The 12,211-nt window shown below is 64.6% G+C and carries 10 protein-coding genes and 1 pseudogene; 6 read left to right on the top strand and 5 right to left on the bottom strand.

The annotated features are described in order from the left end of the window. Window positions 1–12 precede the first annotated feature (12 nt). The 4 genes from ISG32_RS18470 to ISG32_RS18455 all read right to left on the bottom strand — a co-directional run bounded on the left by ISG32_RS18470 (window position 13) and on the right by ISG32_RS18455 (window position 6,124). Complete coding sequence (locus ISG32_RS18470; protein ID WP_194772491.1) at window positions 13–1,644, bottom strand: SpoVR family protein; 1,632 nt, start codon at window positions 1,642–1,644, stop codon at window positions 13–15. Then, window positions 1,641–2,909 (bottom strand): YeaH/YhbH family protein, encoded by a 1,269-nt coding sequence (locus ISG32_RS18465; RefSeq protein WP_194772490.1) that lies wholly within the window; start codon window positions 2,907–2,909, stop codon window positions 1,641–1,643. Before ISG32_RS18465 ends, ISG32_RS18470 begins: the two co-directional genes overlap by 4 nt. A 61-nt stretch (window positions 2,910–2,970) precedes the next feature. Further along, the gene (locus tag ISG32_RS18460) at window positions 2,971–4,893 is read right to left on the bottom strand and encodes a PrkA family serine protein kinase (RefSeq protein ID WP_194772489.1); all 1,923 of its coding nucleotides are present in this window, start codon (window positions 4,891–4,893) and stop codon (window positions 2,971–2,973) included. Between the two features lie 289 nt (window positions 4,894–5,182). Further along, window positions 5,183–6,124, bottom strand: coding sequence for a DHH family phosphoesterase (locus tag ISG32_RS18455; protein ID WP_194772488.1), 942 nt, complete (start codon window positions 6,122–6,124; stop codon window positions 5,183–5,185). A 149-nt stretch (window positions 6,125–6,273) separates the two neighbouring features. Here ISG32_RS18455 and ISG32_RS18450 point away from each other — a divergent pair, with 149 nt between their 5' ends. Continuing rightward, window positions 6,274–7,020: a pseudouridine synthase gene (locus ISG32_RS18450; protein ID WP_194772487.1), complete on the top strand. Its 747-nt coding sequence runs from the start codon at window positions 6,274–6,276 to the stop codon at window positions 7,018–7,020. Between the two features lie 176 nt (window positions 7,021–7,196). Further along, window positions 7,197–7,421, top strand: coding sequence for a hypothetical protein (locus ISG32_RS18445; protein WP_194772486.1), 225 nt, complete (start codon window positions 7,197–7,199; stop codon window positions 7,419–7,421). Window positions 7,422–7,457: 36 nt separating this feature from the next. On the opposite strand, the gene ylqF is transcribed toward ISG32_RS18445, so the two are convergent. Then, complete coding sequence (gene ylqF, locus ISG32_RS18440) at window positions 7,458–8,423, bottom strand: ribosome biogenesis GTPase YlqF (protein WP_194772485.1); 966 nt, start codon at window positions 8,421–8,423, stop codon at window positions 7,458–7,460. Between the two features lie 96 nt (window positions 8,424–8,519). On the opposite strand from ylqF, the pseudogene ISG32_RS18435 reads away from it, so the two are divergent. From ISG32_RS18435 to ISG32_RS18420, 4 genes and pseudogenes are all read left to right on the top strand, one after another. Further along, window positions 8,520–8,714 (top strand): annotated as a pseudogene (locus tag ISG32_RS18435) (hypothetical protein); the annotation flags it as partial. A gap of 98 nt (window positions 8,715–8,812) precedes the next feature. Then, complete coding sequence (locus ISG32_RS18430; protein ID WP_323745954.1) at window positions 8,813–9,112, top strand: oxidoreductase-like domain-containing protein; 300 nt, start codon at window positions 8,813–8,815, stop codon at window positions 9,110–9,112. A 71-nt stretch (window positions 9,113–9,183) separates the two neighbouring features. Next, window positions 9,184–10,896 carry a thiamine pyrophosphate-binding protein gene (locus tag ISG32_RS18425; RefSeq protein ID WP_194772484.1) on the top strand — a complete coding sequence of 571 codons (1,713 nt, stop codon included), beginning with the start codon at window positions 9,184–9,186 and terminating at the stop codon, window positions 10,894–10,896. Window positions 10,897–11,072: 176 nt separating this feature from the next. Then, a complete protein-coding gene (locus ISG32_RS18420; protein WP_194772483.1) occupies window positions 11,073–12,137 on the top strand; it encodes a patatin-like phospholipase family protein in 1,065 nt (354 codons plus the stop codon). Window positions 12,138–12,211: the final 74 nt, after the last annotated feature.

Raw genomic sequence — 12,211 nt, 5'->3', positions numbered from 1 at the left:
GTCGACACGACCTTATGCCGCAGGCCCCGGCACCGTGTGCAGCAGCACCGGCATCTCGCCGTCCGCGCTCACGCTCTCCAACTGCACGCCAAAGCCCCACAGCCGCGCCGCGTGGCGCAGCACCTCGGGCGCATCGTCCGACAGCGGGTGCCCCTTGTGCTGTGTGTGGCGCAGCGTGAGGCAGCGGTCGCCGCGCAGGTTCACGTTCCAGACTTGAATGTTGGGCTCGCGCGCGCCCAGGTCATATTGCTGCGACAGCGTCTGGCGCAACGTGCGGTAGCCGTCCTCGTCATGGATCGCGCTCACCAGCAGATCGCTTTCCTCGGCATCGTCATGGATCGCGAACAAGCGCATTTCGCGCATCAGGCGCGGGCTCAGAAACTGGCCGACGAAGCTCTCGTCCTTGAAATTCTGCATCGCGTAGTGCAGCGTCGGCAGCCAGGGCGAGCCCGCGATGTCGGGGAACCAGCGGCGGTCCTCCTCCGTCGGTTCGCGGCAGATGCGCTGGATGTCGCGGTACATCGAAAAGCCCAGCGCATACGGGTTGATGCCGCTGTAGGCGCGGTGCCCTGCCGGTGGCTGGTAGATCACGTTGGTGTGCGAGGACAGCCATTCGATCATCACGCCATCGGTCAACCAGCCCTCGTCATACATGGTGTTGAGCAGGGTGTAGTGCCAGAACGTGGCCCAGCCCTCGTTCATCACCTGGGTCTGGCGCTGCGGGTAGAAATACTGCGCGATCTTGCGCACGATGCGGATGATCTCGCGCTGCCATGGCTCGAGCAGCGGCGCGTTCTTTTCGATGAAGTACAGCAGATTCTCTTCCGGCTCCTTCGGAAAGCGCTCGTTCTGCCGCGCTGCGCTGTCCTTGTCGGGCCGCGCGGGCAAGGTGCGCCAGAGCTCGTTGACCTGCTGCTGCGCGTAGGCCTCGCGCTGTTCGCGCTCGGCAAGTTCGCGCGCGAGGCTCTTCTTGGAAGGCCGCTGGTAACGGTCCACCCCGAGGTTGGACAGCGCATGGCAGGAATCGAGCCACTGCTCGACTACGGCCAGCCCATGGCGCTCCTCGCACTGCGCGATGAAGTCACGCGCGAACACGAGGTAGTCGATGATGCTGCCCGCATCGGTCCACATGCCGAACAGGTAGTTGTTCTTGAAGAAGCTGTTGTGCCCGTAGGCCGCGTGCGCGATCACCAGCGCCTGCATGGCGGTGGTGTTCTCCTCCATCAGATAGCTGATGCAGGGGTTGGAGTTGATGACGATCTCGTAGGCGAGCCCCATGTGGCCGCGCCGGTAGCGCCGCTCGGTCGCGAGGTACTCCTTGCCGTAGCTCCAGTGGCGGTAGCCCACGGGCATGCCGATGCTGGAGTACGCGTCCATCATCTGCTCGGCGGAGATCACCTCGAGCTGGTTGGGATAGGTGTCGAGCCCGAAGCGCTCAGCCGTGGCCGCGATGGCCGCGTGGTAGCGCTCGATGAGCTCGAAGGTCCAGTCCGTGGGATCGGGCAGCGGCCCCTCCGGGCGCTTGCCTGCGGGCAGCAGATCGGACGGCACCGTGCCGCGCTGCGGGCGGTCGGACGCGAACGGAGGCCTGCGCTGACCGGGTGGAAGGCGCCGCGCGAGCGCCGGGTATTGAGAGAGGTTCATACGCTCACCCCCTCTTTCTTGAACAGATCACGGAACACCGGATAGATGTCGCTCGGCTCGGACACCTTGCGCATCGCGAAGTGCGGGAATCGCCCGACGAGCGTGCTGTACTCCTCCCAGAGATTCTGCTCTTCCTGCACCACCTGCACGTAAGCGAAATAACGCACCAGCGGCAGGATCTTCTCGGCCAGCATGTTGTGGCAGGTGACGCCATCGTCACCGTAGTTGTCGCCGTCGCTCGCCTGCGCGACGTAGATGTTCCAGTCCTCCACCGGGTAGCGCGTGCGGATGATCTGGTCGAGCAGCACCAGCGCGCTGCTCACCACCGTGCCGCCGCTCTCCTGCGAATGAAAGAACTCGTCCTCGCCGACTTCGGAGGCCTGCGTGTGATGGCGGATGAAGACGATGTCGATCTTCTCGTAGTGCCGCGTGAGGAACAGGTAGAGCAGGATGAAGAAGCGCTTGGAGAGCTCCTTGCGGTGCTGGTCCATCGAGCCCGACACGTCCATCACGCAGAACATCACGGCCTGGCTGCTCGGCGACGGCACGCGGGTGCGGTTGCGAAAGCGCAGGTCCAGCGGATCAAGAAACGCCACCCGGCCGATGCGCTCGCGCAGCGTGTCGATGCGCCGCTGCAGCTCTGCGATGGCTTCGCTCGTGCCATCGTCCTGCGCGAGCAGCGAATCGAGCTGCTCCTGCAGCTCGGTCAGCTCGCGATGCGGTGCCTTGGTCAGCGCGATGCGCCGCCCGAGCGCGCCGCGCATGGTGCGCACCACCGCCAGATTGTGCGGCGTGCCGTCATGGCTGTAGCCCGCGCGACGCAGCTTGTACTGCGGCGTGTTGCCGATGTGGGTGCGCAGCAGCCGGGGCAGCGCCAGGTCCTCGAAGAACAGTTCCATGAACTCTTCCTTGCTCAGCGTGAAGGTGAAGTCGTCCTCCCCCTCCCCGCTGTCGCTGGCCTGCGATCCGCCACCGCCCGCGCCGCCCTGCGGCTTGGCGATGCGGTCACCGCGCACATGCTCGCTGTTGCCCGGATGCACGGTGTCGCGCACGCCGCCCTGACCATGGTGAAACGACGGCTCGCGGATGTCCTTCTTCGGGATGGTGATGCTCTCCGCCTGTTCGATATGGCGGATGTCGCGCTTTCCCACGGCGCGGCGCACCGCCTCGGCAATCTGCTCCTTGTAGCGGCGCACGAAGCGCTCGCGGTTGCCCACCGACTTGTTCTTGCCAGCGAGCCTGCGGTCGATGATTTGCAATGCCATCCATGCCTCCGAGCGTGGCCCGACGCGGTCTTGCGTCCTTCCGTTCCCCACCACCCACCAGTCAGCTGCTCTTGCGCACCCGCAGATACCATTCGCAGAGCAGGCGCACCTGCTTGGGCGTGTAGCCCTTGGACTCCATGCGCGTGACGAAATCCTCGTGCTTGCGCGCGTCTTCCGCGCTGGCCTTGGCGTTGAAGCTGATCACCGGCAGCAGCTCCTCGGTGTTCGAGAACATCTTCTTCTCGATCACGAGGCGCAGCTTCTCGTAGCTCGTCCAGCTTGGATTCTTGCCTTGATTGTTGGCGCGCGCGCGCAGCACGAAGTTCACGATCTCGTTGCGGAAATCCTTGGAATTCGCGATGCCCGCGGGCTTCTCGACCTTCTCGAGTTCGGCATTCAGCGCGTTGCGATCGAACACCTCGCCGGTGTCGGTGTCGCGGTACTCGCTGTCCTGGATCCAGTAGTCGGCATAAGTGACGTAGCGATCAAAGATGTTCTGGCCATACTCGCTGTAGCTCTCGAGATAGGCAGTCTGGATCTCCTTGCCGATGAATTCCGCGTAGCGCGGCGACAGGTACTCCTTGATGTAGCTGGTGTACTTGCTCTCGAGCTCGGCGGGGAACTGCTCGCGCTCGATCTGCTGCTCCAGCACGTACATGAGGTGCACCGGATTGGCCGCCACCTCGGTGCTGTCGTAGTTGAACACTTTGGACAGGATCTTGAACGCGAAGCGGGTGGAGATGCCCGACATGCCCTCGTCCACGCCCGCGTAGTCGCGGTACTCCTGATAGCTCTTGGCTCGCGGATCGGTGTCCTTGAGGCTCTCGCCGTCGTAGACCTGCATCTTGCTGAAGATGCTCGAATTCTCGGGCTCCTTCAGGCGCGTGAGCACCGAGAACTGCGCCATCATCTTGAGCGTGCCGGGCGCGCAGACCGCATGGGCGAGCGAGGACTCGCGGATCAGCTTTTCGTAGATCCGCACCTCCTCGGACACCCGCAGGCAATAAGGCACCTTGACGATGTAGATGCGGTCGAGAAACGCCTCGTTGTTGCGGTTGTTGCGGAAGGCCTTCCATTCGCTCTCGTTGCTGTGCGCCAGCACCAGCCCCTCGAAGGGAATCGCGCCGAAGCCCTCCGTTCCCTTGTAGTTGCCCTCCTGCGTGGCGGTGAGCAGCGGGTGCAGCACCTTGATGGGCGCTTTGAACATTTCGACGAATTCGAGCAGGCCCTGGTTGGCGAGGCTCAGTCCTCCCGAATAGCTGTAGGCGTCGGTGTCGTCCTGCGCGAAGCTCTCGAGCTTGCGGATGTCCACCTTGCCGACGAGGCTGGAGATGTCCTGATTGTTCTCGTCCCCCGGCTCGGTCTTGGCGATGCCGATCTGCTTGAGGATGCTGGGATAGCGCTTGACCACGCGGAACTGCCGGATGTCGCCGCCGAGTTCGTCGAGCCGCTTCACGGCCCAGGGCGAGAGCACGCGCTTCAGGCAGCGCTGCGGAATGCCGAACTGCTCTTCGAGCAGCGGCCCGTCCTCCACCGGATCGAACAGTCCCAGCGGCGATTCGTTGACCGGAGAGCCCTTGAGCGAATAGAACGGCACCTTCTGCATCAGGTATTTGAGACGCTCGGCGATCGAGCTCTTGCCGCCGCCGACGGGGCCGAGCAGGTAGAGGATCTGCTTGCGCTCTTCCAGGCCCTGCGCGGCGTGGCGGAAGAAGCTCACCACCTGTTCGATGGAGTCCTCCATGCCGTAGAACTCAGCGAACGCGGGGTAGCGCCGGATCACCTTGTTGGCGAACAGCCGCGAGAGCTGCGGGTCGCTTCGCGTGTCCACCATCTCCGGCTCGCCGATGGCTGCAAGCATGCGCCGCGCGGCACTCTCGTAGACCATGGGATCGCGCTGGCACAGAGCGAGGTATTCGTCGATCGACATTTCCTCTTCACGCAGGCGAACGTAGCGGGCTGCAGAGTTGCTGATGACATCCATACGACTTCCTCCATCGCGGCACCCGAGAGCGAAAAGTGCCGCAAAAAAGTTGCGAGACATTCGTTACCGAATGGAGTCGTTGTAGCACCTCGCAAGCAATTTGGATAGGTCGTCTGTCCTACGTGTGCAAAGGCGTCCACAGGTGCAAGATAACCAGTTCCGCCGCATTGGAATTCGCATGGGATTCAAGCCCTGCCGCGCGCCCGGCGCGAGCAAGGGCCAACACCATCGGCATCGCGTCGAGATGATTTCGACGCGATGGCGCGATGGCCTGCAATGCAAAGAATCGTCAAGCCTTGAAAGTGCCGCTCAGAAGCTCGGGCAGACGTTGGGCAGCCATGCGGAATCCACAGGCCTGCGCGTGTCCGCCGCCGCCCATGCTCACGGCCAGCACCGAGCAGTCGTAGCCGCGCTGCGATCGCAGTCCAGCCTTGATCTGGCCTTCCGAGCCGACCTGCCACATCAGCGCGAAGGTGCCGCTTTCAGCCGACAGAAGATCGCCGACGAGACTGTGGAACGCGCCCGGCGCATTCACCATCAGACCCTGCTCGCCGTTGAAGTTGACAGGCTGCGCATCGCGCGCGATGTCGGCCGCGAGGTTGCGGAACTTCTCGTCCATGGCATCGCCGCGCGCGACGAAGGCGGCCAGCTGCTCGGGCGTGAAATCGGCGATCTCCTGCCAGCGCTGCAATTCGAACGGTTCGAGGTCGAGCGCCGAGACGAAACCACGCGTCTGCGGATACTGCCAGCGCCACAGGTCGCGGTCTTCGACGAAGCGGATGAGTTCGGGAACGGGCGCATCGCCGTGAAAGAACTCCCAGGACAGGCGCGCGCCGGACTTGTTCATGTCGAAATGCACCACCCCGCAGCGGCAGCGGTAGTTGCCTATCTCGCGCTGCGCGCTGATGTGGTGGTCGAGCAGCACGAGCTGGGCCGCGCGTTCGTCGATCTGCGCGAGAATTTCCGCGTTGAACGAGAAGTCGAGAATGTAGACCGCGCGACCTTCGAGCGGCGGCAGATCGTCCATGGTCTTCACCTGACCGTGCGTGAGCCCCACGCACTCCACCTCGCCCTCGTAGAACGTCCAGGCGGCCCATGCCGCCGAGAAGCCGTCCGCACATCGACCGTGGTACAGAATGAGCGGCGAAGGATCATCGCGCCTGGCCTGCACGAGCAGGGACAGCGGCAGAATGGAGGGGGTCTTGTGCGTTGCGCTGGCGGTGATGTTCATGCTCATCATTGTGATGCCAATCACCAGCTATGCTTACCGCTTATTGACCAATTTTTCCTATCGCCATCGTGTCACCCGAGAGTCCATCCGCCCCGCTTCCACAGCTTTCACCGCTTCCGCCGCTCGAACTGCTCTGGCACGATGAACATATGGTGGCCGTCTACAAGCCTGCGGGCTGGCTGGTGCATCGAACGGGACTGGACGCGGGCGAAACGCGCTTCGTGATGCAGGCCCTGCGCAACCAGCTCGGCCAGCATGTCTATCCGGTGCATCGGCTGGACAAAGGCACCTGCGGCGTACTGGTCATGGGCCTGCACCCGGATGCCACGCGCGAACTGGCGCAGGCGTTTCAGCGCCACGATGTGACCAAGGAATATCTCGCCCTGGTGCGCGGCTGGGCACCACCGATCAGCGACGTGGACCACGCGCTGCGCCCCGACGATGCACCGCCCGACGCACCGGTGCAGGACGCGCGCACGCTGCTGCGCTGCATCGCGAAGCTGGAACTGCCCATCGCGAGCGATCCGCGGTTCGAGCACACGCGCGCCTCGCTGGTGCACGCAACGCCGTTCACCGGCCGCCGCCATCAGATCCGCAGGCATCTGAAGCACATCGCCCACCCGATTCTGGGCGACGCCACGCACGGCAAAGGCCCGCTCAACCGCTGGTGGGCCGCTCAGCTCGGGCTGCAGCGGCTGTGGTTGCACGCGTGGAAGCTGTCGATTCCACATCCGGTGACGGGCGCGAGACTGCATCTGCACAGCGGGCTGTCGTTGAATCCTCAGGACGTGAAGCCTGCAAATGCCGATTTGCAGGATTGGAATGACCGCGTGCTCAACATGCCATGGGTGCATGCGGAAGGGCCCACGGATCTCCCACTTTCCAGCAAAGCGTAACAAGCCTCCAACCATCCGACGCCAGTTGGAATCCTGTGGTCGGTAACGGTTTGGTTTCGCGCTCTGGTCTGACACGCAATCTCCATCCGGCCAGCCTCTAATGAAGGCTCTCGCACTCGCGTCATTGCCCGGATCGTCCGGTGCCTGATCTTGGCCCCACCACCAGGAGACACACCATGTCAGCAACTGCCACCATTCACGGCCTCGTCACCTACCGAGAGGGTGAAGGCGTCCCGATGACCATTCCGGAAGGCCCGGTCGAACTGGACTACGCGCCCGACAGCGTCACGATCAGCTGGATGGATGATTCCAGAACCGCCGGTCTCGCAGCGATTCCGCGTGACGAATACGACCGCTACGTCCGTGAAGGCAAGCTCAGGCTGCATCCCAAGAAGAGCTGAGATCGTCAACACGCTCTGAGTGCCTTTGCGGCGCTTTCACTCCGGCGTGCGGGGCCGCTCACGACTCGGGGCCTTGCGCTTCTTGCGCTTGTCCATCTCGGCCTTCTTGAGCGCTCTGGCCTCTTCCTTGATCGCCGCTTCGGCCAGCCAGCCTTCGTACTCTGCGGGGGTCTCGAGTGAGATGCGGCCCAGCACGCCGCTGCGGAAATCCGTCAGCACGATCTCGGAAGCCTTCTGCAGGTTGAGCTTGCCGCCCGGCATCACCGCGCCGCGCTTGCGGGCGATCTTCTCGAGCACTTCATCGTCGTGCAGCGCGCCGATCTCGGCCGCCTCGAGCCCGAGCTTGTAGCGCTCGCTCAACTGCGCTCCGTAGTGCAGCTTCAGGTAGGCCAGCAGATCGAGCACCACGCTTTCCTCATCGTAGGCATTGCGGCCCACCGCGCCGGAAGCGGCCAGCCGGTCCCCGCTCTGGTCCACGACGATGCGTGGCCACAGCATGCCGGGGGTGTCCCAGAGATAGAAATCGTCGGCCAGCACGATGCGCTGCTCGACCTTGGTGACCCCTGCCTCGTCGCCGGTCTTGGCCTGGCGCTTGTCCGAGAGCGTGTTGATCAGCGTGGACTTGCCCACGTTGGGAATGCCGCAGATCAGCACCCGCATCGGCTTCGCGAGGCCCGTGCGCGTGGGCGCGAGCTTGCGGCAGCCCTCGATCAGCTTGCGCGCGGGGGCCGCGTCGGAGGCGTCCAGCGCGATCGCGTGCGTCTCGAGCTTGGCGTTGTACCAGTCGAGCCAGAGCGGCGTGCGCGTCGGGTCGGCCAGATCCTGCTTATTGATCACCTTGAGCGCCGGCTTGTGGCCGGTGAGCTCGGCCAGCAGCGGATTGGCGCTGGAGCCCGGCAGGCGCGCGTCCAGCATCTCGATGACCACATCGATGTCCTTGATGCGCTCCTCGATCGCCTTGCGCGTCAGGTGCATGTGACCGGGAAACCATTGAATGGCCATGGAACTGTACTTTCACGAATAGAGACTGAATCGGGAGACAAGGATAATCAGGCTTTTGCCTCAGCAGCGTGGCCGCGTGCCGCGCCCCGCCTTCACATGTCTGCCCCCACTACACCGTCGCGCAAACTCGACAACGATGTGCTTTTCAAAGGCGTCATCTGCGCCCTCATCGGAGCGATCATTCTTCTGGCGCCGTATTTCTCCCGCTCGCCTGACGTGCAGGATCTGATGCGCCAAGCCTATATTGTCGGCTGGTTTGCACTGGCGCTCGGAATTGCCTTTCTCGTGCAGTACGCCGTGCGCCTCAAAAAGCGCCGCGTGCTCGACGCCGAAACCGCCAGCTATCTTGAGCAGAACGCGCCCAAATCCAAGTCGAAGCGCCGCGACAGGTGAGCCCGGATCCCGCTGAATTCACGCTGCAGCAGCTCGCCACCGTGCGCATCACGGGCGAGCTGGAACAGGCGCGCCAGTTGTTTTGCGCGCTGCAAAGGCAAGCACAGGGGCTCGGCGTACAACTGCGCCGCACGCCACCCGAGCCCGACACCTGCTGCGGGCGCGGCTGCAACGGCTGCGTGTGGGAAGGTTTCTACGCCGCCACCGAGTTCTGGCGGCAGGACGCCGTCGAAGCCTGCCAGCACGCGCTTGCATCCTCGGGCATGATCGGCACAGAATCCGGCAGCGGTCCCTGACTGAACGAGCCCAAAGCTCACCGGGGGCCAGCGCCAACCAGCCAACTTTTTGAAAGCACGAAAAGCACGCCATGGAGACAACCCCCAAAGCCCCCACGACATCGAACGCCCCACGCACCGGCGGACAGGTCCTCGTCGATCAGCTCGTGCTGCATGGCGTGAAGCAGCTCTTCTGCGTGCCCGGCGAAAGCTATCTGGCCGCGCTCGACGCGCTGCATGACGCCAAGGTCGAGGTCACCATCTGCCGCCAGGAAGGCGGCGCCACGATGATGGCCGAGGCCCAGGGCAAGCTCACCGGCCAGCCCGGCATCTGCTTCGTCACGCGCGGTCCGGGCGCGACCAATGCCTCGGCCGGCATCCACATCGCACATCAGGATTCGACGCCGCTGATCGTCTTCGTCGGCCAGGTCGCGCGCGGCATGATGGAGCGCGAAGCGTTTCAGGAGCTCGACTACGGCGCGGTCTTCGGCACCATGACCAAATGGACCGTGCAGATCGACGACGCCGCCCGCATCCCCGAACTGGTCTCGCGCGCCTTCCACGTCGCCACCTCCGGCCGTCCGGGCCCGGTCGTCATCGCTCTGCCCGAAGACATGCTGACCGACATGGTCACCGTGCCCGACGCGCGCCCCTACACGGTCAACGAGATCCACCCCGGCGCGGACGCCATCGCCGAACTGAAGCAGCGCCTTGAAAAGGCCGAGCGCCCCGTCGTCATCGTCGGCGGCACGCGCTGGGACGAGGCCGCCGTGCAGAATCTCGTCAGCTTCGCGAGCCACTGGCAGCTTCCGGTCTACTGCTCTTTCCGCCGCCAGATGCTGTTCCCCGCGAACCATGCAAGCTACGGCGGCGACCTCGGTCTGGGCGTCAACCCCAAGCTGCTCGCGCGCATCCGCGCCAGCGATCTGGTGATCGTGCTCGGCGGTCGCCTGTCGGAAATCGCATCGCAGAGCTACGAACTTTTCAGCATCCCCGAGCCGCAGCAGGCCATGGTCCACATCCATGCCGACGCCAACGAACTCGGCCGCCTCTACCACGCGGCCCAGTCCATCAACGCCACGCCCCAGCCCATGGCCGCCGCGCTCGCAGGTCTGGGTCAACCCGCCACTGCGCCCCGCTGGGCGCAGCACACGCAGGACGCCCACGCCGAATACCTCGCCTGGAGCGATCCCGCCAAGATCCAGATCCCCGGCGACCTGCAGATGGGCGCCGTGATGGGCCACCTGCGCGAGGTGCTTCCGGCCGACACCATCTTCTGCAACGGCGCGGGCAACTTCGCCACCTGGGTGCACCGCTTCTGGCCCTTCACCACCTTCGCCAGCCAGCTCGCGCCCACCAGCGGCTCCATGGGCTACGGGCCACCGGCAGGCGTCGGCGCCAAGCGCCTGTGGCCTGAACGCGAGGTCGTGATCTTCGCGGGCGATGGCGACTTTCTCATGCACGGACAGGAGTTCGCGACCGCGATCCAGTACAGCCTGCCCATCATCGTCGTACTGCTGGACAACGCGATGTACGGCACCATCCGCATGCACCAGGAACGCGAATACCCAGGCCGCGTGAGCGGCACCGAACTGAAGAACCCCGACTTCGCCGCCTACGCCAAGGCCTTCGGGGGCCACGGCGAAACCGTGCGCACGACCCAAGAGTTCGCCCCCGCTCTGGCCCGCGCACGCGCCAGCGGACTGCCGAGCATTCTTCACTGCTTCATCGACCCCGAGGCGATCACGCCGACGGGAACACTGAGCGGGATTCGCAAGGCGGCCGAGGACAAGCAGCGCAAGTAAACGCCGCACACGGACACCGCCAAGCGCGGGCCGGATCGATATCCGGCCCGCGCTTTTTCCTGGAGTGCGCGAAAGCACCGCGCCCAGTTCGCAGTAGCAACACCCCCAGCACAGCCAAGCACCACCCGATATACTTTTGGCCGCTTTTCAGCCCTGCCCGTGCCCGGTTTCTTCGCATGCATCCAACCACAGTCCACCCCCTTCGCCCCAAGTCCTCCGTCCCGCTCTGCGCCTGCGCTCTCGCGCTGCTCACGTTGACCGCCTGCGGCAGCAATCCGCCCGAGAAGTCCACCTCCGCCGCTGCGGTGACAAACACGACGGGCGCCGCCCAGCCGCCCATCAAGATCGGCCTCGCGCTCGGCGGTGGGGCCGCCAAGGGGTTTGCGCACATCGGCGTGATCAAGATGCTGGAGGCCAACGGCTTCACGCCCGCCGTGGTGTCAGGCACCAGCGCGGGCAGCGTGGTGGGCGCGATGTATGCGAGCGGCATGTCGTCCTTCGAGCTGCAGGAGAAGGCCGTGGCGCTCGACGAAGCGAAGATCCGCGATCTGCAGCTGTCCACCGGTGGGCTGGTGCAGGGGCAGAAGCTTGAAGACTATGTGAACGAGCAGGTGCGCAACAAGCCGCTGGACAAGCTCGGCAAGCCGTTCGTGGCCGTGGCGACGCGGCTGGAGGATGGCGAGCGCACCGTGTTCGCCGTTGGCAACACCGGTCAGGCGGTGCGCGCCTCGAGCAGCGTGCCGGGAGTGTTCCAGCCGGTCAGCATCGGCAAGTACCACTACGTTGATGGCGGCATCACCAGCCCCGTGCCGGTGGATGCCGCGCGCAAGCTGGGTGCCGACATCGTGATCGCGGTCGACATCTCGAACAAGGCGCGAGGCGCCGCACCGGGCAACATGCTCGGTGCGCTGAACCAGTCGATCGCGATCATGGGGCAGAAGCTGGGCGCGGCCGAGCTGGAGCGCGCGGATGTCACCATCCGCCCCAAGGTGCTGGACATCGGCCCCGCCGATTTCAGCCAGCGTGCGACCGCCATCGTCGAAGGCGAAAAGGCCGCCGTGGCCGCCATGCCCGAGATCCGCAAGCGCGTGGCCGAACTGCAGGCGCAGCGGGCGCAGGCGATGAAGCTCGCCCAGCAGCAGGCCGACGAGGCACGCCTTCAGAAGTGCATGAACGAGCGCTCGCGCATGCAGAAACTCTCCGGCATGGTGGGGCTCGACAGCAGCTGCGAGAAGCCCTGAGAGCGGACGAGCATCGTCGTCCGCAAGCAACTTTGCATTGGTTTTCCACCCTGCAGAATGGCCGTTCGACTTCG

It is taken from the genome of Diaphorobacter caeni (genome assembly GCF_015354245.1).
In the GTDB taxonomy this organism is placed as follows: Bacteria; Pseudomonadota; Gammaproteobacteria; order Burkholderiales; family Burkholderiaceae_C; genus Diaphorobacter_A; species Diaphorobacter_A caeni.
This window is presented reverse-complemented; position numbering and strand designations above follow the sequence as displayed.